18 protein-coding genes are annotated in these 19,626 nt (G+C 68.0%); 3 read left to right on the plus strand and 15 right to left on the minus strand.

What is annotated here, in order from left to right; genetic code table 11:
* Positions 1-5: 5 nt before the first annotated feature.
* Complete coding sequence (locus tag ABD05_RS22540; RefSeq protein WP_053059965.1) at positions 6-1,238, minus strand: molybdopterin-dependent oxidoreductase; 1,233 nt, start codon at positions 1,236-1,238, stop codon at positions 6-8.
* Between the two features lie 316 nt (positions 1,239-1,554).
* On the opposite strand from ABD05_RS22540, the gene ABD05_RS22545 reads away from it, so the two are divergent.
* Both ABD05_RS22545 and ABD05_RS22550 read left to right on the plus strand, forming a co-directional pair.
* On the plus strand, positions 1,555-3,672 hold the full coding sequence (locus ABD05_RS22545; RefSeq protein WP_047902285.1) for a penicillin-binding protein 1A: 2,118 nt from the start codon (positions 1,555-1,557) through the stop codon (positions 3,670-3,672).
* An 8-nt stretch (positions 3,673-3,680) separates the two neighbouring features.
* Positions 3,681-4,292: a trimeric intracellular cation channel family protein gene (locus ABD05_RS22550; protein ID WP_047902286.1), complete on the plus strand. Its 612-nt coding sequence runs from the start codon at positions 3,681-3,683 to the stop codon at positions 4,290-4,292.
* Between the two features lie 21 nt (positions 4,293-4,313).
* Here ABD05_RS22550 and ABD05_RS22555 read toward each other — a convergent pair whose 3' ends face one another.
* From ABD05_RS22555 to ABD05_RS22600, 10 genes are all read right to left on the minus strand, one after another.
* A complete protein-coding gene (locus ABD05_RS22555) occupies positions 4,314-4,697 on the minus strand; it encodes a VOC family protein (protein ID WP_047902287.1) in 384 nt (127 codons plus the stop codon).
* 119 nt (positions 4,698-4,816) lie between these two features.
* Complete coding sequence (locus ABD05_RS22560) at positions 4,817-5,650, minus strand: heme ABC transporter ATP-binding protein (RefSeq protein WP_047902288.1); 834 nt, start codon at positions 5,648-5,650, stop codon at positions 4,817-4,819.
* Positions 5,651-5,669: 19 nt separating this feature from the next.
* The gene (locus ABD05_RS22565; RefSeq protein ID WP_047902289.1) at positions 5,670-6,758 is read right to left on the minus strand and encodes a FecCD family ABC transporter permease; all 1,089 of its coding nucleotides are present in this window, start codon (positions 6,756-6,758) and stop codon (positions 5,670-5,672) included.
* 15 nt (positions 6,759-6,773) lie between these two features.
* The gene (locus tag ABD05_RS22570) at positions 6,774-7,691 is read right to left on the minus strand and encodes a heme/hemin ABC transporter substrate-binding protein (protein ID WP_047902290.1); all 918 of its coding nucleotides are present in this window, start codon (positions 7,689-7,691) and stop codon (positions 6,774-6,776) included.
* Positions 7,688-8,779: a hemin-degrading factor gene (locus tag ABD05_RS22575; protein ID WP_047903737.1), complete on the minus strand. Its 1,092-nt coding sequence runs from the start codon at positions 8,777-8,779 to the stop codon at positions 7,688-7,690. Before ABD05_RS22575 ends, ABD05_RS22570 begins: the two co-directional genes overlap by 4 nt.
* 49 nt (positions 8,780-8,828) lie before the next feature.
* Positions 8,829-11,099, minus strand: coding sequence for a TonB-dependent hemoglobin/transferrin/lactoferrin family receptor (locus ABD05_RS22580; RefSeq protein ID WP_047902291.1), 2,271 nt, complete (start codon positions 11,097-11,099; stop codon positions 8,829-8,831).
* Between the two features lie 245 nt (positions 11,100-11,344).
* On the minus strand, positions 11,345-11,572 hold the full coding sequence (locus ABD05_RS22585) for a hypothetical protein (protein WP_034181704.1): 228 nt from the start codon (positions 11,570-11,572) through the stop codon (positions 11,345-11,347).
* 210 nt (positions 11,573-11,782) lie between these two features.
* Positions 11,783-12,166: a DUF6232 family protein gene (locus ABD05_RS22590; RefSeq protein ID WP_047902292.1), complete on the minus strand. Its 384-nt coding sequence runs from the start codon at positions 12,164-12,166 to the stop codon at positions 11,783-11,785.
* A 124-nt stretch (positions 12,167-12,290) separates the two neighbouring features.
* Positions 12,291-12,551, minus strand: a complete 261-nt coding sequence (locus tag ABD05_RS22595; protein ID WP_011353838.1) for a DUF2866 domain-containing protein — start codon at positions 12,549-12,551, stop codon at positions 12,291-12,293.
* Between the two features lie 206 nt (positions 12,552-12,757).
* Positions 12,758-13,912 (minus strand): porin, encoded by a 1,155-nt coding sequence (locus tag ABD05_RS22600; RefSeq protein WP_047902293.1) that lies wholly within the window; start codon positions 13,910-13,912, stop codon positions 12,758-12,760.
* 307 nt (positions 13,913-14,219) lie between these two features.
* Between ABD05_RS22600 and ABD05_RS22605 the strand changes: the two genes are divergently transcribed.
* The gene (locus tag ABD05_RS22605) at positions 14,220-15,026 is read left to right on the plus strand and encodes a MetQ/NlpA family ABC transporter substrate-binding protein (RefSeq protein WP_047902294.1); all 807 of its coding nucleotides are present in this window, start codon (positions 14,220-14,222) and stop codon (positions 15,024-15,026) included.
* 148 nt (positions 15,027-15,174) lie between these two features.
* Here ABD05_RS22605 and ABD05_RS22610 read toward each other — a convergent pair whose 3' ends face one another.
* The 4 genes from ABD05_RS22610 to ABD05_RS22625 form a co-directional block, all read right to left on the minus strand.
* On the minus strand, positions 15,175-16,290 hold the full coding sequence (locus ABD05_RS22610; protein WP_047902295.1) for a succinylglutamate desuccinylase/aspartoacylase family protein: 1,116 nt from the start codon (positions 16,288-16,290) through the stop codon (positions 15,175-15,177).
* Positions 16,291-16,515: 225 nt separating this feature from the next.
* The gene (locus tag ABD05_RS22615; protein ID WP_047902296.1) at positions 16,516-17,298 is read right to left on the minus strand and encodes an ABC transporter substrate-binding protein; all 783 of its coding nucleotides are present in this window, start codon (positions 17,296-17,298) and stop codon (positions 16,516-16,518) included.
* A 225-nt stretch (positions 17,299-17,523) separates the two neighbouring features.
* The gene (locus ABD05_RS22620) at positions 17,524-18,444 is read right to left on the minus strand and encodes a LysR substrate-binding domain-containing protein (RefSeq protein ID WP_047902297.1); all 921 of its coding nucleotides are present in this window, start codon (positions 18,442-18,444) and stop codon (positions 17,524-17,526) included.
* 142 nt (positions 18,445-18,586) lie between these two features.
* On the minus strand, positions 18,587-19,534 hold the full coding sequence (locus ABD05_RS22625) for a GlxA family transcriptional regulator (RefSeq protein WP_047902298.1): 948 nt from the start codon (positions 19,532-19,534) through the stop codon (positions 18,587-18,589).
* Positions 19,535-19,626 lie beyond the last annotated feature (92 nt).

A 19,626-nucleotide genomic window follows, 5' to 3' on the forward strand; every position in this document is an offset into this window, starting at 1 on the left:
GCTCCTCACGCGACGAATACGTTCGTCGTTTCGACCACGTTGCGCATGTAGCCGGCCGGGTTCCAGTTCGGCGTGTCCGGCTGCTCGACGCCGACGTCGTTGATCGCCTTGACCTGCAACACGGCCTGTCCGGCGCGGTGCGGCGTGAACTGCGCTTCCCAGCGCCGCAAGCTGTACTTGCCGTAGTCCTTCCCGAGGCGCGCCGTCGCCCAGGACGCGCCGCCGTCATGGGAGAACAGCACCTTGCGCACGCCCGTGTCGCCGCCGAACGCGATGCCCCGGACCGTCTGCGGCCGGTCCAGCGCGATCACGGCGCCGTCGTCGAGGTTGGTGATGAACGATCGCGGCACCATCCGGCTGATCGGCACGGTCTTGACGCCGGCTTGCCCGGGCTGAATGCTCGCGTGCGGCGTGTCGGGAATCTGATAGGCCTTCGCCATCCAGAAATTGTCGTCGCGCCGGTCGATGACCTCGATGTCGTTCAGCATCTTCACCCAGTACGTCGAATACCATCCCGGCACGACGAGGCGCAGCGGGAAGCCGTTGAGCAGCGGCAGCGGCTGCCCGTTCATCCCGAACGCGACGATCACTTCGCCGTCCCGCGCACGGTCGACGTCGAGCGCCTTGATGAAGGCCGGCGTGGCGGGCAGCACGCCCTTGTCCAGGCCGTCGAAGCGGACCTGTACCGCGCCTGCCTTCACGCCCGCCCGATCGAGGATGTCCTTGAGGCGCACGCCGGTCCAGCGCGCGTTGCCCATTGCACCGTTGCCCCATTCGCCGCCGGCGACGCGCGGCTTGAAGAAGCCGCGCGAATTGCCGGCGCACTGATTGACGGCGGCGACTTCGACGCGCGGAAAGCCGCTCATGAGGTCGCGCAGGCTCAGTTCGAGCGGGCGGTCGACGAGCCCGTGCACGGCGAGCCGGAACGCGCCGGCGTCGATCCGCGCCGGGATGTCGGCGAGGTGCCATCGCACGAAGAACCGGTCGTTCGGCGTGAACACGCCGTCATCGAACACGGAGAAAGGCGTTTCGAGCAGCGGGGGGCGGACGCGCACCAGCAGCATTTCGCCCTTTTGCGGAAAGTCGTGGGTCAGCTCGCGCAGCCCGTTCTCGAACGGCAGCGTGACCGCGTCGGCCGCGCATGCGCGGCGATGCCAGCTTGCGCCGACGGCCAGCAGGCCGCCAGCGGCGGCGGCCTGCATCAGGTGACGGCGCTGTGGATCATGTGGGTCTGCCATGACGACTCCCTCGTTTGCCGATCTGTCTGCCGAACCCGCGATCGCGCGCGGCTGCCAAAATGCCGGATCATGCGCGGCCGATGACCCGAGATTTCATGATAGGCGCAATCCGGCGCGACATCGGGCCGGATGGGGTTCACGCGTGGAAGCGGTGCAGCAACGACTCCGGCGCCCTTTCCTAAATAAAATTTAGCCAGCCAAACTTTGGCTAAAGAATGTTCCGGTATCGCGCCATCCCTTCGACAATGCGCGCCTTCCGTGACCGGTCGGCGCCTATCGCGCACCGGCCGTCGCGGCATCGAAGAAGGAGCCCGACATGACCGACCACACCGCATCCCCTCCGCCGCAACCCGCGCCGCCGCGCCGCCGACGCGTGTGGCGCACGCTCGCGGGCGCGCTGCTCGGCCTGACGCTCGCATGCGCGGGCATCTGCGCCTGGACGATCCAGCGCATCTGGACGCAGTTGCCGTCCGTCGAGCACCTGGCTGTCTATCGTCCTGCGCTGCCGCTGCGGATCTTCTCGCGCGACGGCGACCTGCTGGCCGAATACGGCGTCGAGCGGCGCGAGTTCGTGCCGCTCGAACGCATTCCGCCGCTGATGCGGCAGGCGCTGCTCGCCGCAGAGGACGCGAAGTTCTATCAGCACGGCGCGATCGATGTCGGCGGCCTCGCACGCGCGACGTTCGCGAACGTCGTGACGGGGCAGCCGGGGCAGGGCGGCAGCACGATCACGATGCAGGTCGCGCGCAACTTCTACCTGACGCGCGACAAGGTGCTGAGCCGCAAGCTCGCCGAGATCCTGATGGCGACCAAGCTCGAACGCGAGTACAGCAAGGACAAGCTGCTCGAGCTGTACATGAACGAGATTTACCTGGGCGAGCGCGCATATGGTTTCGCGGCCGCCGCGAACGTGTATTTCGGCAAGCCGCTCGACGCGCTGAGCGCGGGCGAGGCGGCTGTGCTCGCGGGGCTGCCGAAGGCGCCGTCCGCGTTCAACCCGGTCGTCAATCCGGCGCGCGCGACCGCGCGACGCAACTATGTGCTCGGCCGGATGCATGCGCTCGGCCAGCTCGACGACGCGACGTACCGCGCGGCCGTCGACGCGCCGATCGCGCTGGCGACCACGCCGCCGCCCGGGATCGTCGCCGCGCCGTACGTCGCCGAGCGCGCGCGCCGCATGATGGTCGAGCGTTTTCACGACGACGCCTATACGCTCGGTCTCGACGTGACGACGACGGTCTCGATGCGCGACCAGCGCGCGGCCGAAGCCGCGCTCGAGCGGACGCTGAGCCGGCAGCCACGCGCGAAGCGCGATGCGCGCAACGGACTCGAAGGCGCGCTCGTGTCGCTCGATGCAGCCACCGGCGACATGCTCGCGCTCGTCGGCGGCGCGGATTTCAATCGCAACGTGTTCGATCATGCGCTGCAGGCGTATCGCCAGCCGGGTTCGAGCTTCAAGCCGTTCGTCTATTCGGCGGCGCTGGAGAAGGGCTATTTCCCGGGCGTGCTCGTCGACGATACGCAGCGCACGCTCACGCATGAGGAAACCGGCGCGCGACCGTGGCGTCCGCGCAATTTCGGCAACCGCTACGAGGGTTTCATCCCGGTGCGGCGCGGGCTCGTGCGCTCGAAGAACCTGGTTGCGGTCAGCCTGATGCAGGCCACCGATGCGCGTTACGTACAGCAGCACGCGGTGCACTTCGGCTTCGACGCGCAGCGCAATCCGGCATCGCTGCCGCTCGCGCTCGGCGCGGGCGCGGTGACGCCGCTCGAACTCGCGAGCGCGTACAGCGTGTTCGCAAACGGCGGGACGCGGATGGAGCCGCGCCTGATCCTGTCGGTGAAGCAGCGTCACGGCGGCGCGATGTACGAGGCGACCGCACCGGCAGGCGAGCGTGTCGTGTCGTCGCGCAACGCGTTCGTGATGGACAGCATGCTGCGCGACGTCGTGCGCTCCGGCACCGCGCGCGGCGCGCTCGCGCTGCGCCGCGACGACGCGGCCGGCAAGACGGGCACGTCGAACGGCTCGAAGGACGTCTGGTTCGCCGGCTACTCGTCGGGCATCGTCGCGGTCGCGTGGCTCGGTTACGACACACCGCGCCCGATGGGGCGCGCGACCGGTGCGACGCTGGCGCTGCCGGTCTGGCTCGACTACATGAAGACCGCCGTCGACGGGCGCACGCCGGTCGATGCTTCGCCGCCGCAGGACGTCGCGCTGGTCGATGGCGACTTCGTCTACGCCGAATACACGCGCGGTTCGTGCACGGCCGACGTGCCGTCGTACATCCGCAGCCGCTTCGCATGCGGCGGTGCGCACGCGACCGATGCGTCGGACGTGCCTGCCGACCACGGCAAGCCCGACGAGCCGATGCCCGCCGCGGTCGATGCGGCCGAGCGCGAACGCGTGCTCGATCTGTTCCGGACCGACGACTGACGCGCGCCATGCATACGCTCTATCTGATTGCGATCGTCGCGGAAGCGATGTCGGGGGCGCTGATGGGCATGCGGCGCGGCATGGACCGCTTCGGGCTCGCGCTCGTCGGCGCGGTGACGGCGCTCGGCGGCGGCACCGTGCGCGACGTGCTGCTCGGCCACTACCCGCTCGGCTGGATCGCGCATCCCGAATACCTCGTGATCACGCTCGTCGCGGCGACCGTCGCGTCGTGGGTCGCGCGGCATGTCGCGCGGATGAAGACGCTGTTCGTCACCGTCGACGCGATCGGCCTCGCGGCGTTCACGATCATCGGCTGCGACATCGGCGCGTCGACCGGCACGGCGCCGATCATCGTCGTGCTGGCCGGCGCGATCACGGGCGTCTGCGGCGGAATGCTGCGCGACCTGCTGTGCAACGAGATGCCGCTGATCCTGCGCGAGGAGCTGTACGCGAGCGTCGCGATCGTCACGGGCACGCTGTATGTCGGGATCCAGCATCTCGGCATCGATGCGGGTGTCGCGACGGTGGTCGCGCTCGCGGCCGGATTCTCGATGCGGATGCTTGCGGTACGGCTCGGGTGGAAGATGCGGACCTTCGGTGCGGCGGATGTCGAGCATTGAGCCCGGCACGCGCACCGACATTCAGTCTGGCTGCATGACCTGAAAGACATTGCCCTCCGGATCGAGGCCGTCAACCATCCGGTACGCGAAGCCGTCGTAGCGCTTGAGATCGCGCACGGTCACGCCATCGCTGGCGAGCCGGTCGCGATGCGCGTCGATATCGGCGTCGATCGAGAAGACGAGCTTCACGGTGCTTGCGTCGGCATTCGCATGCGCGGACGACGCTGCCTGGCGAAACGCAGGGCCCGCCTGATGCAGCGCCAGTTCGACCGCGCCGGCGTCGAGCACGACCCATTCACCGTCGATTTCCTCGATGACGGGCAGGTCGAAATACCGTTGGTAGAACGCCTTCAGCAACGCGACGTCGCGAACGTACAGGATGATGCGGGTCATCGGAAGCGGCATGTGGGTTTCCTCATGTGGGTCTCCTCGAAGGCGATGCACGAATGATGTCAGGTCAAAGTCGCTGTTGACGGCAAGGCAGGACATCGAGCGACACGACGACCGTGCAGGACGCGTCTGCGCTATGCCGGCACCATCACCGGCGGCGTACCGTCGCCGGTGTCCACCATCTTCACCGCGAATCCGTAGCACTGCGCGATATGCGCGGGCGTCATCACGTCGCGCGGCGTCCCGTGCGCGACGATCGTGCCGTCGGCGAGCATCGCGATCGTATCCGCGTGCCGCGCGGCGAGGTTCGGGTCATGGACGATCGCGAGCACGCCGAGCCGCCATTCGCGTGCGACTGCACGCACGGTATCGAGCAAGCGGTGCTGATGCGCGAGATCGAGCGCGGCGGTCGGCTCGTCGAGCAACAGGTAGCGCGGGCCGCTTGCGATACCGTCGTCGTCGTCCGGCCACAGCTGCGCGAGCACGCGCGCGAACTGCACGCGTGCGAGTTCGCCGCCCGACAGCGTCGTGACATCGCGGCCGACGAGCGCGTCGGCACCCGCGCGTTCGAGCGCGCGCCACGCGATGTCGCGATCGCGGTGCGCGATCACGTGCCGCGCACCGCTGCGCCGCGCATGCGGATAGCGGCCGAGCAGCACGATTTCGTCGACGCTGAACGGGAAGGCCGGCTGTGCGGCCTGCGGCAGCACCGCGCGCAGGCACGCGAGCCTTGGCGCGTCGATACGCGCGAGCGGTTCGCCGTTCAGCGTGACGTCGCCCGTCACGCGCACGCCGTTCGGCGCGACGCTGCCGGTCAACTCGCCGGCGAAGGTCTTCAGCAGCGTGCTCTTGCCCGCGCCGTTGCGGCCGAGCAGCGCGGTCACGCGGCCGGGTTCGATCGACAGTGACAGGTCGCGAAGGATGGCGTTGTGTCGGCGGGCGACGTCGAGATGGTGGGCGGTCAGCATGGTCGTCGTGACGGAAGGGTTACCCGCCGAGCGCGCCGCGGTTCTTCCACAGCAGCGCGAGAAAGAACGGCGCGCCGAGCAGCGCGGTCAGCACGCCGAGCGGGATTTCGGCGGGCGCGGCGATCGTGCGCGCGGCGAGATCGGCGGCTAGCGTCAGCAACGCGCCGAGCAGCGCGGCGCCGGGCAGCACGACGCGCTGGTCGGGGCCGCACGCGAGCCGCACGCAATGCGGCGCGACGAGCCCGATGAAGCCGATGATGCCCGCGCACGACACGAGCGCGCCAACCGCGAGTGCGACCGCGACGAGCACGCGCCGCTTCAGCCGCTGCACCGGCACGCCGAGATGCAGCGCTTCGGTTTCGCCGAGCTGCAGCGCGTTCAGCGCATCGCGTTCGCGCGCGAGCAGCACGCAGCCGATCGCGACGCACGGCGCAACGGCCGCCAGCGCGGACCATTGCGCACCGCCGAGGCTGCCGAGGCTCCAGAAGGTCAGCGAGCGGAGTTGCGCGTCGTCGGCGACGAACGTGAGCAACCCGATCGCCGCGCCGACCAGCGCGTTGATCGCGATGCCGGCGAGCAGCAGCAGCGGCAGCGCGAGCCGGCCGCGCGATGCGGCGAGCCGGTAGACGAGCGCCGCGACCGCGAGTGCGCCCGCGAAGGCCGCGACGGGCAATGCGGCCGCGCTCACGTGTGCGGCAAAGAGGGCGGGGCCGAGCACGATCATCGTCGTCGCGCCGAGTGCGGCGCCGCTCGACACACCCACGAGCCCCGGATCGGCAAGCGGATTGCGGAACAGCGCCTGCATCGCGGCGCCGGTCGCGCCGAAGCCTCCGCCGACCAGCAGCGCGAGCGCGACACGCGGCGCACGGATGTCGAGCAGCACCGCGCGCGCCTGCTGCGCGGCCGCGTCGCCGGTCAACGCGGCCCATGCTTGCGCGAGCGGAATGCGGTATGCGCCGACGCACAGCGCGACGACGGACATCGCGCACACGAGGCACGCGAGCGCGGCCAGCGCGAACGGTGCGAAGCGGCGCGACCTGCCGACGCGCGCGGCGCCGGAGCGCGAGGCGGGCGACGGCGCGGGGAAAGGTGAAGCGTGAGCGGGCATCGGGGCAGTCCGGAATCAGGCGAGCGCATCCGACAGGCGTCGGTGCAGGGTCGTGACGGCGAGCGGCAGGCGCGGGCCGAACCCGAGCAGGAACAGCGCATCGAGCGATACCACGCGTTGCGCGCGGCCGGCCGGCGTCGCACCGAAGCCGGGCGTGGCGAGCAGCGCGGCGCGGCCGCCGACGGCCGCGAGCCCTTCGTCGGAGATCAGCACGACGTCGGGTGCGGCGGCCGCGAGCGCCTCGGTCGTCAGCGGCTTGTAGTGATCGAAGCCCTGTATCGCGTTGCGCGCGCCCGCGTAGCGGATCATCGCGTCGGCGGCCGTGCGCTGGCCGGCGACGAGCGCCTGGTTGCCGGTATGGTTCAGCACGAACAGCACGCGCGGCGGCTGCGCGCCGCCAGGTGCGCGCGCGGCGACCGCGTCACGTGCGGCCTGCCAGTCGCGATCGAAGCGCTGCAGCAGCGCGGTGCCCGCATCGCGCACGTCGAGCGCCTGCGCGACGCCGGTAATCTTCGCGCGCACCGACTCGACGTCGTGGCGTTCTTCGAACGTCGTCACCGCGACGCCTGCGCCTTTCACCTGCGCGATCGCGGTCGGCGGGCCGGCTTCCGCCGACGCGAGCACGAGATCGGGCCGCAGCGACAGCAGCCCCTCTGCCGACAGCGCGCGCTGGTAGCCGACTTTCGGCAGACGCTTTGCGGCGTCGGGGTAGGTGCAGGTCGTGTCGGCGCCGACGAGCCGGTAGCGGGGCGTCTCGGCACCGCCGAGCGCGAACGCGGTTTCCGCGAGCGCGCCGCCGATCACGACCACGCGCTTCGGTGCGGCCTGCGCAGTTTGTGCGAACACGCTGCCCGGCAGCGCGCCCACGAGCGCGCCGGCGGCCGCGCCCGCCAGCACCGCGCGGCGCCGCGGATCGAACGATCGCGCGCTCACCGCGCGCCCCCGCGTGCGGCCGGCGGCAGCGTCGCGACGAGTGCGCGCCAGTCGTCGCGTTCGACCTTGCCGGGCTTGCGCTCGCCGAACAGCAGCGCGACGTGGTCGCCCTGCCGGTCGAACAGTTCGAGCGACGTGACGATGCCGTCGCTCGTCGGCTTCTTCACGACCCATGCGGCGGCGATCAGGTCCTCGCGCACGTGCAGGTTGAAACCCGGGTCGAGCACGTTGATCCAGGCGCCGACTTCGCGTACGTTCGCGACGGGGCCCGTATGGATCTGGATCATTCCCGCGTTGCCGACGAACACCATGATCGGCTGGCCGCTCTGCGCAGCCCGTTCGAGCACGTGGCGCAGCGCATGCGCGGTTTCGACCGGATACGCGTATTGCGGATCGGCGAGGCGCAGCGCCTGCATGCGGCTCACGCCGAAGCGCTGCGTGATGCCGAAGAACTGGTGCGTATCGGTCATCGCATCCCACGCGGCGCGGAAGCCCGCGACGTCGATCTCGGTGTCGGCGCGCTCGGGCGTCTTCGGCGCGGCGGGCGCGACGTCGAGGCCCGGCTCCTGCGACGGCGCGCGCCAGCGTTCGACGAATGCGTCGTACGCGGCGTGGTCGCTGTGTGCGCGCAGGTAGACCTTGTGGATCGCGTGACCCTGCGCGTCGAAGAACTGCAGGCTCTTCAGCGGGCCGTGCGCGGTCTCGTCGCGCACCGCGAACGCCGACACCCAGTGACGATAGAAGATCCGCAGGTCGATGTCGCCGAGCGCGAGGCCGACGGGGCCGTCATGGCTCATCTGCGCATATTCGCCGTCCTTTTCGTGGACGGCCGTGTCGTTGCGCGTGAGCGCCATCACGCGGCCGAGGCGCGGCATTTCCTCGAACATCGCCGGAAAGCGCGCGTCGAGCCGCACGACGTGCTCGCCGACGAACGCGGCGAGCGCCTCGCCTTCGCTGATACCGAGCGCCTGCGCGACGTCGCGGTTGCGCAACTGGCGCTCGGTCTTGAGCTTGATGAACGCGTCGCGCAATGCGGCGGCCGCGCGGGCCGGGCCGGCCGGTTGACCGGGAAGGGCGGATTGCATCATGTCGGACTCCTTCAAGAAACGGTTGGGGTGGTAGCGCGGATGGCGCGCATCAGAAATCCACTTTCATGCTGACGGCGACCGTGCGTCCGGACGACGTATATGCATCGAGCACCTGCGAATCGGCGGCGATGCCGCGCACGTCCGACCAGTTCCAGTACTTGCGGTCGAACAGGTTGCGGATGCCGATCGTTGCGCTCACATGTTTGTTGAAGCGGTAGCCGCCGCGCAGGTCGACGACGAACGACGACGGCGGCGCGAAGCACGCCTTGTTCGAACAGTCGGACTTGTCGATGTCCTTGTCGCGTTTCGCGGCCTGGAACAGCAGGTCGGTCTGCACGAACCAGCGCTCGCCCGGCTCGTAGCGCACGCCGAACACGGCCGAGAACGGGTTGACCGTGTTGAGCGGCTGGCTGGCCGCGCCGTTGTTCTGCGTCGAGCCCTTCGTGAACGCCATCGCCGTCTTCAGCGTGATGCCGTTCGGCATCGCCCATTCGGCGCGGCCTTCGAGGCCGTGGATGCGCGCGTCGGCGAAGTTCACGTACTGGAACACGAACGGGTCGGCCGGCCGGCCGCTGCCCGCGATCGTCGTGCGCGAGATGAAGTTGCGGTAGCGGCCCGTGAACGCAGCCGCGCTGTAGCGCACGACGCCGTAGCCGGTGCCGGCCTTGCCGCGCAGGCCGGCTTCGAACGTGTCGCTCGTCTCGGGCTTCAGGTTCGGGTTGCCGATCGACGTGTAGCCGTACACCGGGTTCGAGAAGCTGCTGTTTACCTGGTCGGGCGTCGGCGCGCGGAAGCCGTGCGCGTACTGCACGTACGGAATCAGCGCGGGCGTGATCTCGTAGAGCACCGAGACGCGCGGCGACAGTTCGTTCGCGCTCGTCGACACGGTCTTGCCGGTGAACAGCGGATCGTTTTCGGTCGGGCTCAGCCGGTACGTATCGAAGCGCAGGCCCGGCGTGACGAGCAGGCGGCCGTAGCCGATCTGGTCCTGCACGAATGCGCCGAACAGCGTGTAGTCGGTGTCGGGGAACGCCTTGTTCGGGAACGCCTCGCCGACGCCCGGCACCGTGCCGTCGCGCCTGTTCGTCACGCGCGACAGGCTGCCGTCGACGCCATACAGCAGCTTGTGCGCGAGCGGGCCGGTCGCGAAGCCGCTTTCGGCGAACGCGGAGCCGCCGAACGTGCGTTCCTTGTACTGGTTGTCGCGCGAGCGCGATTTCAGCGGTGTGCCGCGCGTCTCGAACGCGTACTGGTCCTGCTTCGCGTCCTGGTAGTAGAACTGCACGTGCGCGGTCTGGAACCAGCGGAACGCGTCGTCGCGGAAGTCGTAGTCGACGCTGAAGCGGTTGCGCTCGAGCCGGTCGTTCGTCGTGAGGCCGAGCGTGGTCGGCGGATTGATCGCGGACAGCACGTCGGTGCTCACGCGCCGCTGCACCGTTTCGGCGGTGAACTTGATCGTGTCGCGCGCGGTGGGCGTCAGCATGAGCTTGCCGAGCAGCGATTCCGAATAGACGTCCTGCGGATTCGACGTCGTGCGCAGCGTGCTTGCCGAATTGTTGCTGCCGCGCGTATCGACCTCGTGGCCGCGCCGGCCGTCGGCGATGATCATCCCCTGCACGCGATCGTTGCCGCCCGCGGCCGACACGGTCGCGCCGATGCTGCGGTCGGCCGAGTCGTAGCTCGGCCGGAACGAGAAGTAATAGGGCTTGTTGTAGATCGACAGCAGGTCGCGCGGATCCTTCGTAATGAAGTTCACCGCGCCGGTCAGACCGTCGCTGCCGTAGAGCGCGGAGGCCGGCCCGCGCAGGATCTCGATGCGCTTGAGCGTATCGAGATCGGCGTAGTCGCCGCGCCCTGCTTCGAGCGGACCGAACGAAAACGCGTTCGGCAGGCGGATGCCGTCCTCCATCAGCAGCACGCGATTGCCTTCGAGGCCGCGGATGTTGATGCTCGAATCGCCGTCGCGGCCGCCGCCGAGCGCGGCGCTGCCGGGCCGGTACGCGGTGCGGCGCACCGTGACGCCCGGCTCGTAGCGCAGCGCGTCCTTGATGTTCGTGGCCTGCTGCTCCTCGAGATCCTCGTCGGTGATCACCGACACGGACGCCGCCGTGCGGCTCGCAGCGGTGGCGGTGCGGGTGGCCGTGACGGTGACGGGGTCGAGCAGCGCCGCGTCGCCGCGCGTGGACGCGGCGACGAGGACGGCAGGAGGCGGGGTGGCGCCTTGCGGCGACGAATCGGCGTGAGCCGGGGCGGCGGACAGGCCGAACGCGCCGAACAGCGCGGCGCAGATCGGCCGCCGCGCCAGCGGATAGCAATGCACAGGTGGTCTCCCATTGACGAAAACAAGCCCGAAGGCTGGCTGGGTGACGCGTTCACCTGGCTGGCCCGTCCGCGCGCGGCATGCGGCGAACGGCGAATTGAAAGGCAACTGATAACTTTACCAGTGTAAATGAGAATGATTATCAATACAAGAAAGGAAAGCGGCCCATGTGGGCGAGCGCTTACCTGCGCGGCTCGGGCGAGTCGCGGCGGGGAATTCGGGAGAAGCGCGCCGGCGCGCCAGCGCTAGGCGAGCGCTTCGATGCGGATCAGCAGGTTGCGCGCATGCGCGATGAACGCATCGTGCGTCGCGCGATCGCTGTGGCTTTCGAGGCCCGCCTGTTCGGCGAACGCGATCTGTTCGGTGTAGAGGTCGACGAGCGCACGGCGTTCGTCAAGGGGAAGCGCGCGGATCATCGACACGAGCAGCAGTTCCTGCGCGCGAAGCATGCCGGACAGCAATTGAACGTTCATGCCGACCTCCTCGGACGATGCGGCGGCAGGCCGCTCTTTCCATACTAGGCGGTCGGCGTACGCAGCGCAGGCGCGGGGCTTGCGAGGATGCGGCGGGAATGCGATTCGATGAAGACGCGTCGGCCCGCTGTAGCGATGCACCGCGCGAGCCGAAACGCGCCACGCGCATCTGCAAACTGCAAGCCGAGGCGTGCAGGGATGCGAACGGAATCAGCCGGCAGCCGTCGCGGCCTGCGCATCGCGCACGACCTGCGCGACGCGTTCGACGAACTCGGCGTCGACGCTCGACAGCGCTTCGCGCTTGCCGTCGGGCATCTCGACCATCAGGCGATACGTGACGTCCTGCGTGGTCCATGCGAGATAACCGACGACGGCGAGCATCACGCCGACGACGAGCGCGGCGCTCGATGCGCCGATGCCGCCTGCGATGGCGACGGCCGCGCCGATCAGCGAGATCAGCAACGGAACGAGGCGGTTCTTCGGAATCTTGACGACGTCGACGTGGCGGATGTCACGCAGTGCGAATACCTGCCCGGCGGCCGACAGGCCGTTGCGCGTGATCATGACGCCGCGTTCGTTGAATGCGTTTTCCATCGTGTGGTGCGTGGACGAAAACGCGCAGCGTAGCAGGTTTCGTTGCCGCGTCAAACGAGACCGACTGCCGCACGATGCGTGCGGCGCGGCCGGAATACGGGAAGCGGGTGGAACGGGGAGGCGTTCAGAACTGCAGCCGGCCGTCGCCGTAAAGCCGGCCCGGCACGTGCGATGCGACGACCTCGGCGATCTCTTCGTCGGTCGATTCGGCCGGCACGATCTGGCGCCGCGCGGGCGCGTCGAGATGCATCGTCCATTCGACGAGCCGGTACGGGCGGCCCCACGGGCGCTGCATTTCGACCGATACGCGGCAGCTCTGGACCGGCATCGAGTGTTGGCACGTCAGAATCGCGTGCAGATGGCTGAAAACGGTATCTTCGATCATCATGGCCTCCGATCCTGTCTTGTTGGCAATCGATGGCGGCGCCGTCGGCATTTAAAAAAAAAGCCGCCGATGTTCAGGCGGCCAACAGGGGGGGTGAGAGCATCCTCTCAGCCCAGAATTAAGCGAAACTTAAAAGCACATAAAAAAGCGCCCCGCGTGGAGCGGGGCGCTTCTTGCCGTCGTGATCCGCGAGTTAAGCGGATGCTTTAGAACTTGTGACGGATACCGACGCGAGCGGCGAGCTGGTTCGACGAACCGTTGCCCGACGTGCTGAAGTAGCTCGTGCTCGAACCGATCTGCGCCTGCACGTTGTTGCCCGACGCCTTCTGGTAGATAACCAGGCCGTACACGTCCGTACGCTTGCTGAGCGCGTAGTCGAGGCCCAGGTCGCCCTGGTTCCAGTGCGCCGAGCTGCCGCTTTGCGTGGCGTTCGTGTACGTGTAGCCGGCTGCTGCCGACAGGGCCGGCGTGATCGCGTACTTCACGCCTGCTTCATACGCGTTGTAGAACGTGCCCGACGCGCCGTTCGCGATCGGGGTGAACTGCGTGCGCGTCCAGAGCAGCCATGCCGTTGCCGGGCCGAAGACGTAGCGGCCACCGACGCCGTACGTGCGCAGATCGCGGATGTTGGTCAGCGCGATGTTCGCGATCGACGTCGAGAACGGCGGCGTCGACTGGCTCGGGAAGCGGATGTCCGTGTAGGCAGCGCCGAGCGAGAACGGGCCGTTCGCATAGTTCAGGCCGAAGCTGTACGCGCGCGACGAGCCGCCCGTGTTCGTGGCGCCCGTGCCCGGTGCGCCTGCGAAGTCGGTCGAGTTCGAGAAGCCGTACAACGCGCCGAACGTGAAGCCGGCGTAGTTCGCGCTCTGGAACTTCACCGAGTTGTTGATGCGGCTCGACGTGAGTTGGTCGATGTCGTTCACGTGGTACGCGTAGTTACCCGCGACCGTGTTGCCGCCCGTCGAGTAGTTCGAACCGAGGATGTCGGTCGAGAACGAGTACTGACGGCCGAACGTGACCGTGCCGTATTGCGACTGGCTCAGGCCGACGTAAGCCTGGCGACCGAAGATCGCGCCGCCCTGGCCGAGCGTGCCGTTGCCGCTGTTGAAGCCGTTTTCGAGCACGAAGATCGCCTTCAGGCCGCCACCGAGGTCTTCGGTGCCGCGCAGGCCCCAACGGCTGCCCTGGGCAACACCGTCGTCGTACTTGAACAGCTTGCCCGAGCCGCCCGTGGCGGTCTTGCTGTGGTTCACGTAGCTGATACCGGCATCGATGACGCCGTACAGGGTCACGCTGCTTTGTGCATGTGCCGTGCCGGCCGTTGCTGCCAGGGCGGCGATGGTCAACAGTTTCTTGTTCAAAGGATTCTCCGAGCGAATAAAAGGCGTGTCCAGTTGCGGTTCAGGCGCTCTCTCTGGGCGCTTTCACGTACCGGCGGCAACTTTATCGGCGGGCCACGTAATGAATATGACAGCGACTGTCATATGAAGAATGTGTGGCGTCGATGCGACACTGAATTCTGCCCGGTTGCGCCATTGGGGGTTATACCGAATTCGGCTGAGATTCGATCAGGGTCAGGAATATGCACATGAAATAAGCTTGGTTGGTGGTGTTCGGGCCCCGTGCCACGATCCGTGCTTCAACAACGACACGGGACAAGAGGACACCATGCGACGTTCGATCCTGACCGGCCTCGGCGCACTCGCCGCGGCGCTGGCAATCGCGGCGCCCGGCGCGCACGCCGACCCGCAAACGCTGAAGATCGGCACGATGAGCGGCCCCGACGCGCAGATCTGGACCGAAGTGACGAAAGTGGCCGCGCGCGAAGGCCTCGCGATCAAGGTCATCGAATTCAACGACTACGTGCAGCCGAACGCGGCGCTCGATTCGGGCGACCTCGACGCGAACGGCTTCCAGCACCAGCCGTTCCTCGACAGCCAGATCAAGCAGCGCGGCTACAGGATCGTCAACGTCGGGCTGACCTATACGGCGCCGATGGGCTTCTATTCGAAGAAGATCAAGTCGCTGAAGGACTTGCCGGCGGGCGCGAAGGTCGGGATCCAGAACGATCCGTCGAATGGCAATCGCGCGCTCCTGCTGCTGCAGAAATACGGGGTGATCAAGCTGAAGCCGGGTGCCGGCACGAACGGCGTGAACGCGACGCCGCTCGACGTCGCCGAGAATCCGAAGAAGATCAGGATCGTCGAGCTCGATGCCGCGCAGTTGCCGCGCGCGCTGCCGGATGTCGATGCCGCGTCGATCAACACCGACTATGCGGTGAAGGCGGGGCTCACGCCGGTGAAGGATGCGATCGCGATCGAGGATCTGCGCGGGCCGTACGCGAACCTGATCGCGGTGCGCGCGCAGGACAAGGACAAGCCGTGGGTGAAGAAGCTCGTCGCGGCCTATGAATCGGACGACGTGCGCAAGTTCATCGACCAGAGGTTCGGCGGCGCGATCGTGCCGGCGTTCTGAACATCCACGCGTACCGGACGGCCGAATCGTCGGCACCCGGCGATCCGGAAAGCAAATCGCCCGCGCAAGCGGGCGATTTCGTTGATGCATGTCGATACGCGTCGATGCGTGTCGATGCGCGCCGTTAGCCGGCGCGCGGGCCGATCGCTCAGGCCGACAGCAGCGAACCCGTGCGGATCGCGGTCGCGCCGGCAATCCGCGCGACTTCCATGCCGGCCGTCGCGAAGCGCACGATCTGGCGCGCGTACAGCACGCCCGACACGCTGCTCTTCAGCGTGACGACGCGATCGGTCAGCGGATCGACGATGTCGGCCACTTCCTGGCCGGCCTCGATCATCGCGCCGACCGGCGTGCGGAACACGATCACGCCCGATACCGGCGCGACGAGCGGATCGGTGCCCGCGAGCGGCGTGGCCGGGTGCGCGAGCGGCGGCAGCGGCGCCGGCGTGCCGTCGACGACGCCGCGCTCGGTCAGGTATTCGACGATCGCCTGCGCGTCCTTTTCGGCGAACTCGTACGACACGTCGCGTTCGCTGCGCAGTTCCACCGTGACGGAAATCGCGCCGTTCGGGATCGGGAAGCGGTCGCCGAAGCGGCTGCGCAGATCCGACCAGCAGAAGCTGTGGATCTCGTCGAACGGGTTGCCGACCGAATTCAGCGCGAGCAGCGAAGCCTGCGCGTCGAGATAGCGCGACAGCGGCTCGACGTCCGGCCACAGATCGGGATTCGTGTAGAGGTGCATCACCGCATCGCTGTCGCAGTGCAGGTCGAGCACGATATCGGCATCGAACGACAGCTTCTGCAGCGCAAGGCGCTGCGAGTCGAGCTCGGTGCGCGGCTTCTGTTCGTCGAGCGCTTCGCGCATCGCGGCGCGCACGGCGACGAGGTTGTGCTGCGCGTCTTTCGTGAGCCGGCTTTCGACGCGCGGCAGCACGAGCGCCGCGAGATCGTAGAAATTGCGGTTGAAGTTCTGCATCGAGCCGAGCTCGAAGCGGCCGAGGTGATCGCCGAACACGTGTTGCGACAGGCCGATCGGGTTCGGCACGGGCACGATGACGACTTCGCCGCGCAGCTTGCCGGCCGTCTCGAGCGCGGCGATCTTGCGGCGCAGCAGCGCGGCGACCAGCATGCCGGGCAGTTCGTCCGCGTGCAGCGACGACTGGATGTAGACCTTCTTGCCGCCGCGAGGGCCGTAATGGAAGCTCGTGATCTGGCGTTCGGTGCCGACGGCGGGGGAAATCAGCGGATGGGTCTGCGTTTGCATGATGAGGGGAGTGCGGCGCAGCCGCGAATGATCCGGTGTGCGTGGAAGATCGATTGTACGTTGCCTGCGTCGCCGCCATCAAACCGGTACCGGAACACGTAATTTTCCGTTGAGAATCATCGGGTTGGCTCGGAAAAAATAACGTTTCCGGCGCCGTGCGCAAAAAAAACGGGCTCCTTGCGGAGCCCGTTTGCGTCGAAGCGAATTGCTCGCTTGCTTGCCGTATTACTTGCCGTAGACGTCGAAATCGAAGTACTTCTTCGCGATCTTGTCGTACGTGCCGTCCTTGCGCATGCCGGCGATCGCGCCGTCGATCTTCGCCTTCAGGTCGGTGTCTTCCTTGCGCAGGCCGATGCCGGCGCCGTTGCCGAGCGTCTTCGGATCGTCGATATCCTTGCCGGCGAAATCGAAGCCCGCACCGCGCGGCGTCTTCAGGAAGCCGATCTCGGCCTGCACCGCGTCCTGCAGCGCGCCGTCCAGGCGGCCCGCGATCAGGTCGGCATAGACCTGGTCCTGGTTCTGGTACGGGACGACCTTCACGTCCTTCGCCGCCCAGTAGGTCTTCGCGTAGGTTTCCTGGATCGTGCCCTGTTCGACGCCGATCGACTTGCCCTTCAGCGATTCGGCCGTCGGCAGCAGGCCCGCGCCCTTCTTCGCGACGAGGCGCGTCGGCGTGTTGAACAGCTTCGCCGAGAACGCGATCTGTTCCTGACGCGCCGGCGTCATCGACATCGACGACAGCACGCCGTCGAACTTGCGCGCCTTCAGCGCCGGGATCATCCCGTCGAAGTCGTTTTCGATCCACACGCACTTCGCGTTCATGCGGCGGCAGATTTCGTTGCCGAGGTCGACGTCGAAGCCGACCACCTTGCCGTCAGGGCCTTTCGATTCGAAAGGCGGATAGCTCGCGTCGACGCCGAACCGCACGGTCGTCCAGTCCTTCGCGTACGCGCTGCCGGCCGATACGGCAAGCAGGGCCACGGTCACAGCCGCAAGAATCTTTTTCACTCGGTGACTCCTCGTTTTGTTCGATGGGTGCGCGGTTGTGCCGCGCCGTAAGCCTTCGGTCCGGCACGGCTTCGCGCCGGACTGTCCGTTTCGCCCGCCCGATGGGGGCGCGCGACGTGCGGAGATTATCAAGACAAAATACCGGCAGGGCGCCTAGGACAAGCCCCGATACCGGGCCCGGCGGCGGCGCGTCGGGTGCGCCGCCGTTTCAGACACAGGAACGGTTCAGCCGAGCGTTTCGTTGACCGCCCGCTGCAGGCACGTGACGAATTGCGAAACGGCGGGCGTGGGCAGCATGTCGCGCCGCGCGATGATCGACAGGTCGAAGCGCGGCATGCTTTCGTCGAGTTCGGCCGTGCGGATGCCGAGCGGCGCGACCATCGCGGCGAGCGGGCGCGTGAAGCAGCCGATCACGTCCGAGCGCGCGACGAGCCCGAGCGTCACCGCGAACGACATCGGCGATCGCAGCAGGCGTTTCGGCAGCGGCAGCCCGCGCGCCTCGAACATCCCGACCATCACGCTGTGCGGAAACTGCTCGGCGCCGACGGTGACGATCCACTCGGCGTCGAGCAATTCCTCTAAACGGCGCGCATGCGCGAGCGGGTGGCCTTCGCGCATCACGACGGTGAATTCGGTCGACAGCAGCGGCGATTGCGTGAAATCGCGGTCGAGCGCGGGCACATGGTGCATCGCCGCGATGTCGAGCGTGCCGTTGCGCAACTGCGCGAGCGCGTCGGGCACCGTCACTTCCTCGAGATGCAGGCTGACGTTCGGCATCGACCGGCGGAACGCCGTCACCGCATGCGGCAGCGCCGTCAGCGCGATCGACGGCATCGTGCCGACCGCGACGCGCCCCGACATCTCGCCTTTCACCTGCTCGACGGCCTCGACCGTGCGGCGGATGTCGCCGAGCAGTTGCTCGGCGCGCGGCAGCAGCGCATGGCCGCACGCGGTCAGCTCGACGCCGCGCACGCTGCGCGCGAGCAGCTCCGCGTTGAGCGCCGTTTCGAGTTCGCGGATCATGTGCGTGATCGCGGGCTGTGTGACGCCGAGTTCGCGCGCGGCGGCGCGCAGGCTCTTGTGATGCGCGGCGGAGACGAACGCCTGGAGCTGCGCGATGTTCAGGGGATTGCGGATGCGGGTCATCGGTCGGGTCCGGTTGGCGCGAAGGTGTGGCTTGGGCCGGCGAGGCGGGGCGGCGGCGGTTTTCGGTAGCGATCCTGACGATTGTGCGCGCATGGATTCACATCGTCGGGGCGAGGCATCGGGTGCCGATGCGCAGCGCACGTCATGCGCCGGACCGCGCACGGAACGCGTGACGATAGCGCTGCGGCGACGTGCCGACGATGCGCGCGAACCGCTCGCGAAACGCGGTGACCGAGCCGAACCCGGCCTCCGTTGCCACATGTTCGATCGACAGCTCCGTGACTTCCAGCAACTGCTGCGCATGCCTGACGCGCGCGGTCTGCAGCCATTGCCGCGGCGACGTGCCCGTCTGCTCCTGAAAGCGCCGTGTCAGCGTGCGCACGCTCGTCGACGCCTGGCGGGCCATCGCGTCGAGCGTAAGCGGCTTGCGCAGGTTCGCCTGCAGCCAGTCCATCAGGCCTTGCAGCCCGTCGGTGCCGGTCGGCCATTCCGGCGCGATGAACTGCGCCTGACCGCCTTCGCGGACGCGCGGCGCGACCGCGTAGCGTGCGGCGTCGACGGCGACCGCCGCGCCGTAGTCGGCCTGGATCATGTGCAGGCACAGATCCAGGCCGGCCGCTGCGCCGGCCGACGTCAGGATCTGCCCGTTGTCGATGAACAGCACGTTCGGGTCGACCGTCACGTTCGGGTAGCGGCGCGCGAGTTCGCCGGCCGCCAGCCAGTGCGTCGTCGCGCGCAGGCCGTCGAGCAACCCGGCTTCCGCGAGCACGAACGCGCCGCTGCAGATCGACGCGATCCGGCAACCGCGCGCGGCCGCCGCGCACAGTGCCGCGATCACGCGGCGCGACGTCGGCGCGAGCGGCACGGACGTGCCGGGGACGACGATCGTGTCGGCGTCGGCGAGCGCATCGAGTCGAAACGCGGACCGCAGTTCGAACAGGTCGCCGGCGACGCGCGCATGCTCGCTGCACACGCGCACGCGGTACGCAGGCTCGACGCCGGGAGAACGCACGCGCGCGAACGTGTCGCATGCGACGCCCAGATCGAACGGGACGACATCGGGCAAAGCGAGGACGGCGACCGTATGCATGGCGTTCGAGGCCGTGGCCAGAATCCGTTTAAAGATGGCATTCTAGCCAATGGATCGGGCCGGTACCACACGCCATAATTGCGGCTGACCAA

This window comes from Burkholderia pyrrocinia (assembly GCF_001028665.1).
Classification (GTDB): Bacteria; Pseudomonadota; Gammaproteobacteria; order Burkholderiales; family Burkholderiaceae; genus Burkholderia; species Burkholderia pyrrocinia.